Consider the following 16,010-nt stretch of genomic DNA (forward strand, 5'->3'; position numbering starts at 1 on the left):
TAGGCAAACCTGAAGGTTTGGATTTTCGACACAATCTTTCTATGTAATCTTGTTTCACAATCTATGGTTGTATGTGTGGAATAGGCATAAAAAACCCTGCCAACTTGGCAGGGTTTTCAGTCTCTTAAAAAGTTTGTTACGCTGCGTTAATTAGTCGCGCAGAGCTGCCCCAAACTTCTCAGATACGTGAGCAACGATAGCATCAACCGCACCAGCGATGTCTGCATCTTCAAGCGTACGCTCAAGTGACTGTAGAGTCAGAGCGATAGCTAAGCTCTTCTTACCTTCTTCAACGCCTTTACCTACGTAAACGTCGAACAGCTTCGCATCTTTAAGGAACTCGCCACCTTGCTCTAGACAAGCGTTGACGATGTCACCAGATGCAACAGCTTCATCCACTACTACCGCGATATCACGACGGTTTGAAGGGAATTTAGAAAGTGCTACCGCTTCTGGGATCACTTTGCTGTTGATTGCAGACCATTCGATTTCGAATACGATTGTACGACCGTTTAGACCGAACTTACGCTCAAGCTCAGGGTGAACTGTACCGATCACGCCCACTTCTTTGCCGTCTACGATGATTGCCGCAGATTGACCTGGGTGAAGTGCTGGATGCTTAGCTGCAGTGAAAGAGTACGCTTTTTCGTTCGCAGATAGCTCTAGAATTGCTTCTAGGTCGCCTTTAAGGTCGAAGAAATCAACCGTATTAGTTTCGATATCCCAATGTTCTTCACCGCGAGTACCAGCGATAACACCCGCTAGCATAGGCTCTTGGCGCATGCCGTTTTCTGCAGATTCACATGGGATGAAACGTAGGCCGTATTCGAATAGACGAACGCGTGGCTGTTGACGCTTCTGGTTGTGAACAACCGTGTTCAACAGACCTTGGATAAGACCAAGACGCATTGCTGACATGTCTGCAGAAATTGGGTTTGGAAGTACTAGAGGCTCAACACCAGGTACAACGAGCTTTTGCTGCTCAGGCTCAACGAAGCTATAAGTAATTGCTTCGTGATAACCACGGTCAACAAGAAGATCACGAACGCGTTTCAGTGGAAGATCCGCTTCAACGTGGTTGTGCATCTTAAGTGCTACTGCTGGGTTTTGGTTAGGAATGTTGTCGTAACCGTAGATACGGCCAACTTCTTCAATCAGGTCTTGCTCGATAGCGATATCGAAACGCCATGTTGGCGCTACTGCCACCCAACCTTCTTCAGAAGCTTCAACAGTCAAACCTAGGCGCTCTAGGATTTCTACTACGTCAGCATCAGCGATGTGGTGACCTAGTAGGTTGTCTAGTTTAGTACGACGTAGAGCAACTTTGTTTGGCTTAGGTAGGTCTGCTTCAGACTCTACTGCAACAACAGGTGCTACTTCACCACCACAGATCTCAACTAGAAGCTGAGTTGCACGCTCCATTGCGCTCACTTGTAGTGCGTAATCCACACCACGCTCGAAACGCATTGAAGAATCAGTGTGCAGACCGTAGCTACGTGCACGACCACGGATGTGGTCAGGCGCGAAGAATGCACACTCAAGTAGAACGTCTTTAGTCTCAGTTGTTACACCAGACTCTTCACCACCAAAGATACCTGCGATTGCAAGCGCTTTGTTGTGGTCAGCTACAACTAATGTATCTGCGTTTAGTTCTGCTTCGCTGCCGTCAAGAAGTGTTAGCTTCTCACCTTGCTCCGCCATACGAACTACGATGCCACCTTCGATCTTCGCTAGATCGAACGCGTGCATTGGTTGGCCTTGCTCTAGAAGAACATAGTTAGTGATGTCTACTACAGGATCGATAGAGCGGATACCACAGCGACGCAGTTTCTCTTGCATCCATAGTGGCGTTTCAGCTTGAACGTTTACGTTCTTAACCACACGACCTAGGTAACGGGGACATGCAGCAGGTGCTTTCACTTCGATAGACACTTTGTCTTCGATTGAAGTCGCTACTGCTTCTACTGATGGCTCAGTCACGTCAGCGCGGTTAAGTACGCCGACTTCACGAGCTAGGCCACGAATGCTGAAACAGTCAGCGCGGTTTGCTGTTAGGTCTACGTCTACTGTTACGTCGTCTAGACCTAGGAATTCACGGAAATCGGTACCGATTACTGCGTCTTCTGCTAGCTCCATGATGCCGTCTGACTCAACGTCGATACCTAGTTCCGTGAATGAACAAAGCATGCCGTGAGATGGCTGGCCACGTAGTTTCGCTTTTTTGATTTTGAAATCGCCTGGAAGAACAGCACCAACTGTTGCTACTGCTACTTTCAGACCTTGGCGACAGTTGTGCGCGCCACAAACGATGTCTAGAAGCTCTTCTTCGCCAACATCAACTTTAGTTACGCGCAGTTTGTCTGCATCTGGGTGTTGACCACATTCAACAACGTGACCGACTTTAACGCCAGTAAAAGAACCAGCAATAGGAAGAACGTCGTCTACCTCTAGGCCGGCCATTGTAATTTGGTGAGTTAGCTCGTCAGTAGTAACCGCAGGGTTTACCCACTCACGAAGCCATGATTCGCTGAATTTCATGTTGATGAACCCTCTGGATTACTTGAACTGTTTTAGGAAACGAAGGTCGTTCTCGAAGAACGCACGTAGGTCGTTCACGCCGTAACGAAGCATTGTTAGACGCTCAACACCCATACCGAATGCGAAACCAGAGTATTTTTCAGGATCGATGCCTACGCTACGTAGTACGTTCGGGTGAACCATACCGCAGCCTAGTACTTCTAACCATTTACCATTTTTGCCTTTCACGTCTACTTCTGCTGAAGGCTCAGTGAATGGGAAGTAAGATGGACGGAAACGTACTTCTACTTCTTCTTCGAAGAAGTTGCATAGGAAATCGTGCAGAATGCCTTTCAGCTGAGCAAAGTTTACGTTCTCATCAACTAGCATACCTTCCACTTGGTGGAACATTGGGGTATGAGTTTGGTCGTAGTCGTTACGGTATACACGGCCCGGTGCGATGAAACGGAATGGTGGTTTACCATTTTCCATCGTACGGATCTGTACGCCTGACGTATGAGTACGAAGCATCAAATCTGGATTGAAGAAGAAAGTATCGTGGTCAGTACGCGCTGGGTGATCAGCGGCGATGTTTAGCGCATCGAAGTTGTGGAATGCATCTTCGATCTCTGGGCCTGCTTCGGTGTTAAAACCAAGTTCGCCAAAGAACTTCTCGATACGCTCTACAGTACGAGTTACTGGGTGTAAACCACCGTTTTCAATACGACGACCTGGTAGTGTTACGTCGATTGTTTCTGCTGCTAGTTTCGCTTCAAGCTCTGCACGTTGTAGTGCGTCTTTACGAGCTGCGATAGCTTGCTGAACTACGCCTTTCGCTTTGTTGATCTCTTGACCAGCTTCACGGCGCTCTTCTGGTGGTAATTTACCTAGGCTTTGAAGTTGAGCAGTTAGCTCACCTTTTTTACCCAGATACTGAACACGCACTTCATCAAGTGCGACTAGCGATTCGGCAGCTTCAATTGCAGTGCTCGCGCTAGCAATGATCTCTTCTAGATGTTGCATCGTTTCCTCATCTACCTGTTGGTAGTGTCCATAAGGGAGTGATTGGTTTTTTGATAGCTGTACATAGTAGCCAAACCAGACACCAATGCCAAATTGAATTATGAAAAGAAGAGGTTATTGAATAAAAAGAACACAAAAACGTAAAAAAAGCACTGTTATGGAACTTAACAGTGTGCGAGCGCTTGTGTAACAAGCACCAGTTTCATAAATAAGCCTAGAAAGATAGAAGGGGAAAATGCATTAACTTGGTAGCAGAATCTCACCATTCAAATCATTCTGAACTGATTAGTTTTGTCGGACAGAAACCGGCTCTTGCGTTATGTACTTTTGAACAGCCCGAACTCTATTTTTACCTTCTTGCTTCGCTAAATAAACGGATTCATCGGCTGCGCGAATCAAATCGGTGTACGTACTCATGTTTTCTGTTCGTTCTGCAACACCAACACTGATGCTCCCTCTCCACGGTTCATAACACGTTGGAACGAGCATTTGAGAAACCTGTTTTCTTACCATTTCCGCAACATGTAACCCGCCGTTCAATCCTGTGTCTGGACAAATAACAAAGAACTCATCACCTCCCAATCTGCACACGATATCATCGCTACGAAAATGATATTTAAGTGCTTGTGCAAGCTCGATTAACACCAAGTCCCCGGCCTCATGCCCACACGTGTCATTGACTTGTTTAAAATAATCCGCATCAATCATGATACAAACCAAAGGCAGTGTTTTGTGCTCCGTGTCATCCCAAACCTTTTTCAACGTTTTGATTGCACTGCGTCGATTAGGAAGTTGAGTTAATGAGTCCGTTAATGACAGCGCTTCCAGCTGCTTATTTGCAGTTAACAGCTGGTTCGTTCTTGCTTCTACTTTTTCTTCTAATTCCAAATTGAGTTTTAAGAGATCACGATTACGTTCGGACACTTGAGAAAACAGCGCATTGAGTGCTTCTAGTAATGGCTCGGTAGACGCGTTAGCTTGTTGCTCTTGTTCGCGATAAGCTTCTAAAGGAGAAACGCCTCGTTCGATGGCTTTGATCTGTTTCGCCATATTTTGATCGATGCCAAGAATGTGGTACGCCAACCAATGAATGAGAAAATCCAACAACTGCTCCGCTGATTGCCGATTATCTTCGTTAATAAAACTTTGCATGCTGACAATATCGCCCATAAAAGTGCGATGTACTTGAATATGCTTTTGGAGATGCTCGTGATGAATCCCCACTTCTCTCATTAAATTTTCCTCTTCTTTGAAGTGAAATTCGGCGTAACGAGAGAGTTCAAATAACGCGCTCTGAATATCCGCTATCGAAATCGTGTTTCGCGTCAAAAGTTTGCCGTACTTATTAATAAACTCAACGAGATACTGGTGCTGATCGTCAACATCTTCGATTCCTGTTTCAAAATAGATGTCCCAACGAAATGAATTCAACGTTACTACTCCCAATATCGACGAGTCTATATCAAGTCACCATGCCGCAACCTGAAATACCACAATAAATATAGGGAATAGTAACGATAAAAGTTTTCTAACGCCTCACTGAGTAGTCAAAATAATGACAAAGATCTCCATGATGGATTATTTTCGCTAAGCAATTCAGCAAATCTAAAAATAATACTGTATAGAGAGCTCAATAAAATCGTCGTCTCGAGCAAAATAAAGTAAGTCTGTCGGCGTATTATTTTTAAATAACCACGCATCAACTTGCCACTTCAGATGGTTCGATATTCTGCTAGAGGCTTCTAACTTTGCGTTATAAACATCTGAGTTATCCAAATCTTGCGTAATCCCAGTGAGAATTTCAGTTCCATCCTCATCATTTAAGGCAAAGCGGACACCTGCAAACACATCATTTTGACCGATGTTCTGTGCGTTATTTCCCCGACTATCATAGAGGTACTCTCCAATAAGGCCGACATCCCAAACCGTATCAAAAGCGCCGACGATGGTATATTCGAAACCCGTCACCACGCCAACATGATGGTCATAACTATCTCGATATACACTTTCAAGCTTCCATAACCAATCTCCGACAATGCCTTGAACATCAATACCGACATGACTCATCAGCGCATAATATGGTTTGAGTTCATCTTGCTCGAATCGAAAATAGGGATCTCGATTGGTCCCGTACAAATAGCTCAAACCAATATCCCAATCACCCAGCATTTTGGAATATCGAAATGCCACATCAATGTGTTTCTCTTCCCTACTCGATTCATAAATAGCGTTGTCAGAAACAACAGTCTCCGTACGTAAACGTCCGTCTTGACCAGCAAAAGTACGCTCCCGAAAATAAGGAAGTACCATGGCATGAAAAGCGCCCCAATCTTTAATCACCGTAAAGTGTACCATTGGCTGACCCAGTTTATCTTCGCCATCAACCGCTTCCACGGCATCTGTTTGGTTCACAACATCAACCAGATGCGCGGACTCGGTGACGCCCCAAAACACTTTACTGATCCCAACTCTAAGCTCGTAATCATCCCAATACGTGAGAAAAAGCGCTTCTCTAATGTCACCGTGGGTTCTTTCATCATCGAGGCTATCGACTCGAAAAAACGGTGTGAAGGTGAAGCTACTATCTCCGCTTTGGAAGTCCCAGTAAAATTCAGGCTGAACTACAACAGAGCTTTGGCCTTTACTCTGCCCTTGCAGCCCGTGAGAGAGAAATTGTCGATGCTCAACATTCAATTGCCCCGCAAGCTCAAATGCGAACAGCGAGGGCGTTACCAACATCGCGAGTATTCCGCCAAGTTGGTTTACTCCTTTGCCCATATTCATACCACTCCCTTATTTAACTCGCTTGAGCACGTTTTTGTTGAAGTCGTTCTCTTCCAACCCTGTTTGAAAACGCAAATCGCTAGTGTTCAATTCTGTGCTTTTGCCAGTTTGGTGATTCGTCATTGCCATGGTATGTGCACGCCAATATTTATTGAGGTACTGCTTATAATTAGCGAAAGTTAGAGTTTTCAATAACGCGCCTTTTCGGTCGTAAAACTCGACTTTGAGAGGGCGATAATGCGCCTTGTCAAGCCATACTACCTGCTTGGTATAACCGGAGTTCTTGTCCGTTGGGATTTGCTCTAGAACGAATACGTCTTGCCCGTTGAACTTCTCATCCTTGAGGTGGTTAAAGCGGTATTTTTCGATTTCAAATGAACTCAAGTCTTCATACGCAAACTCGCTTCCCATAAACGGGCCCGACTTATTACGTGACGAAATTCGCTTTACTCGCTTTAAGGCAGGTAAATACAACCATTGGTCATCCGCACCAATGGTATGAGAATGGTTGAGAAAAGCCGTGCCCGTGACATCCCGAGGCTGGTCAAAAATGGTCAGCCCTTTGTCGCCATCCCCTTCAACTTCGAGAGATTTCAATCGCATAAGGCGCGTACTGCTTTCACCTTGTGCGTTCTTTAAAATCATCTCCATAGTTGCGATAGAGTCGCCCCAACCTTCATCTCTTGCTTTTCGCTCCTGAGCAATTTCCAGCCCTTTTTCTTCATTCGCATAAGTGAATGGCGATGCAACTAGCGAAGCCGACAACATCAAAACTTGTAATACGTGGTTCATTTTTTTCATGGTTCAATTCCTTTTAATTCTGAGTTATGACTGAGTTGCCGTGATGGTAGACGACTCTTTCAAACGCGCGTTATCAGACGGACCTTCTTGTAAGTACGCTTTTTTATCGAATAGCATTAGTAAGGTTGGGAGGAACAAGAAGTCCACAACCAAAGCGATGAAGATAACAATGGCGCTGAGCTGCCCCATATCCGCATTCAGCCTGAAGCTAGACATTGCCAATACAGAAAAACCTGCCACTAAAACCACCGTAGTGATCCACAGTGCGCGGCCAACGGTATGAAAGGCGTAACGAACGGCTTGCTCTGCAGTTTGCCCCTCGCGGCGCGCTCTTTGATATTTGGAAAGGAAGTGAACGGCATCATCGACCACAATCCCAAGCGTCAATGTCACAACAACGGATAAGCCGAGGTTGATTTCACCCGATATCAGTGCCCACAAACCAAAGCCAATGACCGCTGGCGCAATATTGGGCATCAAACTAATTAGCCCTAATCTCACGGAGCGAAGTGCAAAAATCAGCAAGGCAGAAATTAAAACAAGCGTGATCGGTAAAGTGGACAGCATGCTCGCCATATTCGTCTCTCCAATATGGGCGAACATTAATGACGGGCTTGATGCAACCACTTGATACTGAGGGGCATGCTCTGCAAACCATTGATAGATTCTGTTTTCTAAATCGACCAGTTCCACACTGCCGAGGTTTGCCACGGTCAACACCATTTTGATCGAGGATTTATCGACGTTAATTTGATTATTGAGGTCTAGGCCGTACGGCAAAGACATTTCGTAAAGCAGTAGATATTGCGCTGCGAGCTCTCGCTCTTGAGGGAGCGAGTAATACGCCTCATCATCACCATGCATGTTCTTGTTGAGACGCTTGTAAACATCTGCCAATGTCGCCACATGGTCTGTTTCAGGTTGGTCTCGTAGCCAACTAGAAAACTCACCTATCGTGTTAAGAAAACCAGGAGCGGCAATACCTTGAGACTCGTTGGTTTTAATCGCAATGCTGATGTTGGTCATACCGCTGATTCGCTCTTCCATAAAATCAGCAGCCTGACGAAACTCGTTACGTTGACCAAAGTACTCTACCGATTCGTCATTCACCTTGTTAAGTGGGATAAGACTCGCGCACACGACAATGACAGCAACCGAAAGTGGCAACAAGGCTCTTCGTTGCGAAACCACAAAGTCACCTAAGCGATCCATGACATGTTTTTGGTCTTGTGACGTTTCCATTTTTACGTGGATAGGCAGCAACTTGAGCAACGCCGGCAACAAGGTAACGGAAAGAAAACAGGCGACCATAACACCTAAAGCAGACAAGTTACCGAAGTCTCGCAGGACAGGAGAATCGGACATGTTCATCATCAAGAAGCCAATCGCGGTTGTTACGGATGTAATCAGAATAGGCACGAAATTCAAAGCGATACTGCGCTCGATTGACTGCGCTTTCGTGAACCCGTTTTTCATTGATTGACGCATGGTCGCAATCACATGAACACAGTCAGCAACCGCAAGCGTCATGATCAACGTTGGAACGTTTACCGTCGCTGTGCTTAAGAACATTCCAGCCCAACCGGAAATGCCCATGGTCGCCATCACAGAACCAATGATGACAATCAGCGTCGCTATCACACTTAGAATGGAACGCAGCATGATAGTCAAAAAGACCAAAATCACAACGAGCATGGTTGGCACTAATGTCGAGCTGTCATCTTGCGCGGCAGTCATAAAAGCGTGGTTCATAGCAATAATGCCCGCTTTATGAAAAGTCACGTCAGGATACGCGCGTTGGTAGCGGTCAATCATGGCATTGATACTCGACACCACCTCCTCCACTTCTGCGGTCTTATCCATCTCGGGCAACTGGACGGTAATATTCACCACGGTGACATCACCTTTCTCTGACACCAATGCGCTTTTTAAAACAGGTTCACTGAGTGCAATGCTTTTGACCTTGGAAATTCGTTCTGGGGTCAGTTCGTATTCACTGTATAGAAGATCTTCAACCAACAGATCATCATCAAAGGCTTCTGTGTGTTGATAGTTAGCGATAGAGTCAACACGACTCGAGTATGGGACTTGCCAAGCGTCGACTGTTATTTTCTGGATAAGAGACAAGGTCTGCGGGGTAAAAATGTCGCCATCTTCAGGCGCGATGACGATGGCAAGGTTGTCCGTTTTTGCGAACGTGGTTTGGATTTCATCAAACGCAAGCAGTTGCTTGTTAGTACCATCAAAGAAAATGTCGTAATCTCCTCTGAAATACAGGTTTTTACCTCCTATTGTAGCGACAATAATCAAGAAAATAGTTACTAGTAGAACGAGCAAACTGTATTTGGTGGGTTTCTTCCCCAAACCAATTCCTTGGTGTTGCTGAGCTTTACGGTGTGGCATCACACTCTCCTTTGTGACGTTTCGTCAAATTTAAAAACTAAAAAAATCAGCCAGCGCTGTTTTCTAGTTTTTACGTAACTTTTCAAATGCCTCTCTAGGTTCTTCACCTTAAGCATCATCTTTTAAGTCAGATATTGACGATTCGTCACTTTAGTGTGATAAAAAAGCCAATCATCGTTTGGATTGGCTTCTGTAACCGATTTAGCGGTTCACTGTTTCTAAGTAAGCAATCTCTTCGCTAAAGAGTTCCTGTTCTACTCGACGCCAGGTTTTCCGATAGTCCCACTCTGTAGAAAGTGGCGCCCAACCTAAGCCGTCTAATAACATATTCGCATTGTGCAACACAGAAAATGGGTCTTGGATTCGTTGTATACAGCGACTATTCGATGCGTTTTGCGCAAGCGCGTTAGAACCAAATGCGATAGACCAGTTAGCAAACACAATAGCATCCGCACCTATAGCAGGAGAAAACTTTAGATCTCCGCACTCTACTGCATTATTTACCAACGCATCTGCACCGGAAATCACTTCTTCTTCTAGCCGATTCAGCTCATTCAAACGTTCAGGTGATGCTTTTTCCAACACCCAAGGCGTTTTAGCTACAATCGCGCAAGTCGACAGCACTGGCTCCATTCGAGCGTAAATACGATAGCCTACATGCATCGCAATAATTTTCTCTCGAGTATTGCCATCGAAGTTTGCCGTGCGCTCGAAAAATATCGCTTCGCTTTTTAACGAATGGATACAAAGCGCAAGTATTACGTCTTCTTTGCTGCAAAAATGATTGTAGATGGTGCCCTTAGAATAAGAGCTAGCCGAGGTCAGCTTATCCATAGTGAGGTTCGCAAACCCCTGCTCTTGGACGAGTGACTTAGCCAGTTGAATAAGCTCAACTTCTCTATCCGCAATCGCTTGTTGCTTTTTGGTTAGCCCGGACGAGACACGACACCCGTCTCGCTTACCATCCTTTTTACAGCGAAAGTTAAACATAATCCTTTGATCCGTATACCCACACACTCCTGATAATTGTAACACGATTATGTAAAACAGGAACGTCACCATTTTTGACGAACCGTCACAATTGACACTTCGTCATAATAGTTCAAAAAACAAACATTACAAGTATGAATTTATCCATAACAAAAAATTACAAAAATCTATAGTTTTATCATTAAAATGCAAAAACAAAGGCTAGACAAACTGATGTGCTGAAGATTTAGGCGAGAGATAGACGTTAAGCCAAGAGCTTACAAACTCGATATTTCCCAATACCTAAGATGCAAGCCATTGGCTCTGAGAGATAAGTAAGTGGATTAAATTGAAAGGCTTGGTTTATCCCCTGCTGCTGCAATTGCGTAGCGAATATCGTCAATAAAACGAGATTCTGTTTCTACAATTCCATCAGAGAATGTCACTGGTTGATGTGGCCCAGCAAGTAGAACGACGTTTGTGAAGTCGGAAACATTAAAGTTTTCAGCGACAACATTCTTCGAGTGAAAATCAATCACCGTTTTCGCTACTTGATCTTCAAGCTCCAGCAACTGTTCTTCCGTAATTTTCATTCGCGCCAAAGCAACACGAACGCATTTATCATGTGTCGTTGTTTGCTCTTTGATTATCTCGGTGTACTTATCGTTTAACTTCGAGTTTTCTGCGTAGCTGTAGTACAGCGGGCCGTGCAACGTAATACTTTTGTTTTCATCTACGTAAACAAGGTCTAGCAACTCTAGTGCACCCAGATAATCAGACATGCTTTGCTCTGATAAATCGTATTTCTTCTTTAAAATGGTGTATCCATCTTTTCCGCGCAACATCCTCAGTTCACGATAAAAATCGTAAAGATGTGGGAACTGAAAAAACACTTCATCTTGTGTTCGACTAAAATAATCTTCATCTTCACCTTGCAACTGATTGGCTAACTTTTGCAATTCATCCAATGTACAGTCAATCGCACGACAGTATTCAAGCAGTTTATCTAGCGCGAGGTTGGTACTGGTTAAATGTCTCTTAAAAGTGGACAGTGGCATGCCCATTTTTTCAGATAGCTCTCGATATGTTAGCCCCTTTGTTTTAATCGCTTGTCGTAAAGCGGCTAGCAAATATTCGGGAGTCAGATCTCTCATCTACTATTCCTTTTGGCAATGTTACAGCTTTATAGTATTTGTAACAATTTAGAGCTTATTAGCAAGCTATAAGTTCATATTTTTATAATAAATTCTTGAATTAATATACCAACAGCAGCATTCAGCACGCAAATGACATAACTCAACAGACATTGAACTTGGTTATATATATCTAAGTCATTTAATAATAAAAGAAATAAAATCAGTTTACCTGATCGCAATTTGTATGGCTTAAATAATTAAAACAAGAAGATAAAACCAGATCACATAACTAGTTTTAGAATATTTACCCTACTTAAACCCAGCCAAGTAAATGAATAAAAATTCACACTAACAAAAAAGTTATACCAATAAAGCCCTAGGATTAGAATTTGAGTTTTTTAACATTTTGGAGTGAAGCCATGGCTTACTCAAACCACTTGAGGGAGCGTCTAAAGAAGGCGAAGAACCAATGTGCCTCGCCAATCAAAAGCAAATCTATTCCACGAGCTTTACAGCGGTACCAAAAGCAAGGATTTCAGATGAACCATCGACAATTGAGCTTGTAGTAAAGCGAATTCCTACAATCGCATTGGCGCCTTTCTGGTTCGCTTGCTCGACCATACGTTGAATAGCAATGTCACGTGCTTCGGTCATCATTTCGGTGTATCCGCGGATCTCTCCACCAACAATGCTTTTTAGACCAGCCATTAGGTCTCTGCCGATATGCTTAGATTGAACAACGTTGCCCGTCACCACTCCTCTAACTTCTGCTATTTCCTTGCCTGGAATCGTATCTGTTGTTGTGTAAATCATGTCGTGCCCTTAATGCTATGAAGTAAGTACAGTACGTTACCACCAAGCCTTTAAATATGAAATCAGGATAGTGTTAGTAAGTTATATAGAAGTGGCTGTGCATGAGTACCTTTATTGAAAGTATTCAATGTGAGAGGAGTGTAACCAGAAGTGATGCAAACAAGTAAAAAACACACAGAAGAGAAATTACAGATAATAAAAAAGGAGAGCAAATGCTCTCCTTTCCTTAAACCTAAACTGCTAATTAAAGAGCAGCTTTCGCTTTTTCAACTAGAACTGCAAATGCAGCTTTGTCGAATACTGCGATGTCCGCAAGGATCTTACGGTCGATCTCGATAGATGCTTTCTTAAGACCGTTGATGAAACGGCTGTAAGATAGACCATTTTGACGAGATGCCGCGTTGATACGTGCAATCCATAGTTGACGGAATTGACGTTTCTTAGCGCGACGGTCACGGTAAGCGTATTGACCAGCTTTAGTAACTGCTTGGAAAGCTACGCGGTAAACACGTGAACGTGCACCGTAGTAACCTTTAGCTTGTTTTAGAACTTTCTTATGACGTGCACGAGCTTGTACACCACGTTTTACGCGAGGCATTATGCTTCTCCTAAACTAAACGATTGATAACTAAAAAGAATTAAGCGTATGGCAACATACGGATTACTGCAGCCACTTCACAACGTGGAAGGATTGCATTTGGACGTAGTTGACGCTTGTTCTTAGTAGTACGCTTAGTCAGGATGTGACGTTTAGTAGCGTGCTTGTACTTAATACCACCAGCAGTTTTCTTAAAACGCTTAGCAGCACCTTTGTTGGTTTTCATCTTAGGCATGATGAATAACTCCGCATTGAGTAGTTTAATAAACAATGTAATTAGGGCGAACAAAACCCATCCGTTACCTTTTATTCAAAGGGAAACGGCTGGGTTTCAATTACTTTATGAGCCGTTAATTACTTCTTTTTAGGGGCTAGCACCATGATCATCTGACGACCTTCAATACGGCTAGGGAAAGCTTCTACTACAGCAATTTCTGCAGTGTCTTCTTTCAAGCGGTTTAGAACGTCGACACCGATGTCTTGGTGTGCCATCTCTCGGCCACGGAAGCGAATTGTTACCTTCACTTTGTTGCCTTCTTCAAGGAAACGCGTCAGGTTGCGTAGTTTTACCTGATAGTCTCCAATATCAGTTCCAGGACGGAATTTTACTTCCTTGATCTGGACCTGCTTTTGCTTCTTCTTCTGCTCTTTAGCAGATTTGCTCTTCTCGAAGAGGAACTTACCATAGTCCATCACACGACAAACTGGTGGCTCGGCGTTAGGGCTGATCTCAACGAGATCCATACCAGCTTCTTCAGCAGCTGCAATGGCTTCTTGAATCGATACAACACCAACTGATTCACCGTCAGCGCCTGTTAGTCGAACTTCACGAATACCACGAATTTCACCGTTGATACGGTGCGGGTTTTGTTTTACCGGCTGTTGGCCACGTCTTCCGCCTTTAATAGCTTATTCCTCCAGATTGAGCTTACGGCTAGAGATCTCGTCTTGGATGTATGCGATGAAGTCATCCACTTTAAATTTACCAAGATCTTTGCCTTTACGAGTACGTACTGCAATTTCGCCAGCTTCCATTTCTTGGTCACCAACAACAAGCATATACGGTACACGCTTCAAAGTATGTTCGCGGATTTTAAAGCCAATCTTCTCATTTCTCAAGTCCGCTTTAGCTCTAATTCCACTTTTTTGTAGTTTTTGTACGATTTCTTGAACATAACCTGACTGTTTATCAGTAATGTTCATAAGAACTGCTTGTTCTGGCGCCAACCAAGTTGGGAAGAAACCAGCATATTCTTCGATAAGGATACCAATGAAACGTTCTAGAGAACCTAGAATTGCACGGTGAATCATTACCGGAACAAGACGTTCGTTGTTTTCACCTACGTAAGTTGCACCTAGGCGACCTGGTAGGTTGAAGTCTAGCTGAACTGTACCACATTGCCATGCACGGTCTAGACAGTCATATAGCGTAAACTCGATCTTAGGACCGTAGAATGCACCCTCGCCTTCTTGAATCTCGTATGGAATTTCCATTGATTCTAGAGACTGTTTCAATGCTTCTTCAGATTGATCCCAGATTTCATCTGAACCTACACGTTTTTCTGGGCGAGTAGACAGTTTCACTACGATGTTGTCAAAACCAAATGTTTGGTACGTATCGTAAACCATCTTAATACAGCTTGTTACTTCCTCTTGGATTTGACTCTCAGTACAGAAGATGTGAGCGTCATCCTGAGTAAAGCCACGTACACGCATGATGCCGTGTAGTGCGCCAGATGGTTCGTTACGGTGACATGAGCCAAACTCTGCCATACGTAGCGGAAGATCACGGTACGATTTCAAACCTTGGTTAAAGATCTGAACGTGACCAGGACAGTTCATTGGTTTGATTGCGTATTCACGGTTTTCAGAAGAAGTTGTGAACATCGCGTCTGCGTATTTATCCCAGTGACCAGAACGTTCCCAAAGAACGCGGTCCATCATTAGTGGACCTTTCACTTCTTGGTAATCGTATTCGTTTAGTTTGTCACGAACGAACACTTCTAGATCACGGAAGATAGACCAACCATTGTGATGCCAGAACACCATACCCGGTGCTTCTTGTTGCATGTGGAATAGGTCTAATTGCTTACCGATTTTACGGTGGTCACGCTTCGCCGCTTCTTCTAGACGAGTTAGGTGCGCTTTCAGTGCTTTCTTATCGTGGAAAGCAGTACCGTAGATACGTTGAAGCATTTTGTTGTCGCTGTTACCACGCCAGTAAGCGCCTGCAACATTCAATAAAGTGAAGTGTTGACAGAAGCCCATGTTAGGAACGTGAGGACCACGACACATGTCAATGTATTCTTCATGGTGGTATAGGCCCGGACGATCATCGCGAGATACGTTTTCGTCTAGGATTTCCACTTTGTACGGTTCACCACGTGATTCAAATGTATCACGTGCTTCCTGCCAGCTTACTTTTTTCTTAACAACTTCGTACTTGGTTTTCGCAAGTTCTTTCATACGCTTTTCGATCTTTTCAAGATCTTCTTGCGTTAGAGACTCGTCTAGGTCGATGTCGTAGTAGAAGCCATTGTCGATGGTAGGACCAATCGCCATTTTAGCTTGTGGGTATAGCTGTTTTAGAGCGTGACCAAGAAGGTGAGCACAAGAGTGACGAACGATTTCTAGACCGTCAACTTCATCTTTTACTGTGATGATTTCTAGGCTTGCGTCTTCTTCAATTAGATCACACGCATCAACGCGGTTACCGTTAACACGACCAGCAATCGTTGCTTTTGCAAGACCGGGACCGATCGATTGCGCAACTTCCATTGTAGATACTGGGTTGTCAAATTGACGCTGACTACCGTCAGGAAGAGTAATAATAGGCATGCTATGTCCTTTACAGTGGTGTTGCATACCAAGCAACACTTGAATTTTTTATAACCATTTATTAATCAATTAGTTATAAGAGAGTTTGATGTGTAAAAATCATTTTTGGTACAAAGCTTGGTACAAAT

The 16,010-nt window shown here is 44.0% G+C and carries 13 protein-coding genes; all 13 read right to left on the reverse strand.

Features of this window, described 5'->3' with window-relative positions; all coding sequences use genetic code 11:
• Positions 1-150: 150 nt before the first annotated feature.
• Positions 151-2,538 (reverse strand): phenylalanine--tRNA ligase subunit beta, encoded by a 2,388-nt coding sequence (gene pheT, locus ACF8EG_RS20585; protein WP_069490525.1) that lies wholly within the window; start codon positions 2,536-2,538, stop codon positions 151-153.
• Between the two features lie 18 nt (positions 2,539-2,556).
• On the reverse strand, positions 2,557-3,540 hold the full coding sequence (pheS, locus tag ACF8EG_RS20590; RefSeq protein WP_005385470.1) for a phenylalanine--tRNA ligase subunit alpha: 984 nt from the start codon (positions 3,538-3,540) through the stop codon (positions 2,557-2,559).
• A gap of 285 nt (positions 3,541-3,825) precedes the next feature.
• Positions 3,826-4,971 carry a GGDEF domain-containing protein gene (locus ACF8EG_RS20595; RefSeq protein ID WP_069505090.1) on the reverse strand — a complete coding sequence of 382 codons (1,146 nt, stop codon included), beginning with the start codon at positions 4,969-4,971 and terminating at the stop codon, positions 3,826-3,828.
• Between the two features lie 174 nt (positions 4,972-5,145).
• On the reverse strand, positions 5,146-6,318 hold the full coding sequence (locus tag ACF8EG_RS20600; protein WP_069505139.1) for a hypothetical protein: 1,173 nt from the start codon (positions 6,316-6,318) through the stop codon (positions 5,146-5,148).
• A 15-nt stretch (positions 6,319-6,333) separates the two neighbouring features.
• The gene (locus tag ACF8EG_RS20605) at positions 6,334-7,125 is read right to left on the reverse strand and encodes an outer membrane lipoprotein-sorting protein (RefSeq protein ID WP_025818209.1); all 792 of its coding nucleotides are present in this window, start codon (positions 7,123-7,125) and stop codon (positions 6,334-6,336) included.
• A 24-nt stretch (positions 7,126-7,149) separates the two neighbouring features.
• Positions 7,150-9,528 carry an RND family transporter gene (locus ACF8EG_RS20610; protein ID WP_069505089.1) on the reverse strand — a complete coding sequence of 793 codons (2,379 nt, stop codon included), beginning with the start codon at positions 9,526-9,528 and terminating at the stop codon, positions 7,150-7,152.
• Between the two features lie 201 nt (positions 9,529-9,729).
• Positions 9,730-10,518 (reverse strand): TetR/AcrR family transcriptional regulator, encoded by a 789-nt coding sequence (locus ACF8EG_RS20615; protein ID WP_005462636.1) that lies wholly within the window; start codon positions 10,516-10,518, stop codon positions 9,730-9,732.
• Positions 10,519-10,841: 323 nt separating this feature from the next.
• Entirely contained in the window at positions 10,842-11,651 is an 810-nt protein-coding gene (locus tag ACF8EG_RS20620; RefSeq protein ID WP_005462617.1) for a helix-turn-helix transcriptional regulator, read from the reverse strand.
• Positions 11,652-12,128: 477 nt separating this feature from the next.
• Complete coding sequence (locus ACF8EG_RS20625) at positions 12,129-12,446, reverse strand: heavy metal-binding domain-containing protein (protein ID WP_020840470.1); 318 nt, start codon at positions 12,444-12,446, stop codon at positions 12,129-12,131.
• Between the two features lie 244 nt (positions 12,447-12,690).
• Entirely contained in the window at positions 12,691-13,044 is a 354-nt protein-coding gene (gene rplT / locus ACF8EG_RS20630) for a 50S ribosomal protein L20 (protein WP_004727974.1), read from the reverse strand.
• 40 nt (positions 13,045-13,084) lie between these two features.
• Positions 13,085-13,279: a 50S ribosomal protein L35 gene (gene rpmI, locus ACF8EG_RS20635; RefSeq protein WP_005462620.1), complete on the reverse strand. Its 195-nt coding sequence runs from the start codon at positions 13,277-13,279 to the stop codon at positions 13,085-13,087.
• A gap of 119 nt (positions 13,280-13,398) precedes the next feature.
• A complete protein-coding gene (gene infC / locus ACF8EG_RS20640; protein WP_071651979.1) occupies positions 13,399-13,950 on the reverse strand; it encodes a translation initiation factor IF-3 in 552 nt (183 codons plus the stop codon).
• A gap of 3 nt (positions 13,951-13,953) precedes the next feature.
• Complete coding sequence (gene thrS, locus ACF8EG_RS20645) at positions 13,954-15,882, reverse strand: threonine--tRNA ligase (protein ID WP_005490070.1); 1,929 nt, start codon at positions 15,880-15,882, stop codon at positions 13,954-13,956.
• Positions 15,883-16,010 lie beyond the last annotated feature (128 nt).

Source organism: Vibrio sp. YQ_11 (genome assembly GCF_043103065.1).
GTDB lineage: Bacteria > Pseudomonadota > Gammaproteobacteria > Enterobacterales > Vibrionaceae > Vibrio > Vibrio parahaemolyticus.

Bases quoted from the DNA above. Each gene is read 5' to 3' on its own strand.
- pheT (WP_069490525.1), bottom strand. From the start codon at position 2,538: ATGAAATTCAGCGAATCATGGCTTCGTGAGTGGGTAAACCCTGCGGTT.
- pheS (WP_005385470.1), bottom strand. From the start codon at position 3,540: ATGCAACATCTAGAAGAGATCATTGCTAGCGCGAGCACTGCAATTGAA.
- ACF8EG_RS20600 (WP_069505139.1), bottom strand. From the start codon at position 6,318: ATGGGCAAAGGAGTAAACCAACTTGGCGGAATACTCGCGATGTTGGTA.
- ACF8EG_RS20605 (WP_025818209.1), bottom strand. From the start codon at position 7,125: ATGAAAAAAATGAACCACGTATTACAAGTTTTGATGTTGTCGGCTTCG.
- ACF8EG_RS20610 (WP_069505089.1), bottom strand. From the start codon at position 9,528: ATGCCACACCGTAAAGCTCAGCAACACCAAGGAATTGGTTTGGGGAAG.
- ACF8EG_RS20615 (WP_005462636.1), bottom strand. From the start codon at position 10,518: ATGTTTAACTTTCGCTGTAAAAAGGATGGTAAGCGAGACGGGTGTCGT.
- ACF8EG_RS20620 (WP_005462617.1), bottom strand. From the start codon at position 11,651: ATGAGAGATCTGACTCCCGAATATTTGCTAGCCGCTTTACGACAAGCG.
- ACF8EG_RS20625 (WP_020840470.1), bottom strand. From the start codon at position 12,446: ATGATTTACACAACAACAGATACGATTCCAGGCAAGGAAATAGCAGAA.
- rplT (WP_004727974.1), bottom strand. From the start codon at position 13,044: ATGCCTCGCGTAAAACGTGGTGTACAAGCTCGTGCACGTCATAAGAAA.
- rpmI (WP_005462620.1), bottom strand. From the start codon at position 13,279: ATGCCTAAGATGAAAACCAACAAAGGTGCTGCTAAGCGTTTTAAGAAA.
- thrS (WP_005490070.1), bottom strand. From the start codon at position 15,882: ATGCCTATTATTACTCTTCCTGACGGTAGTCAGCGTCAATTTGACAAC.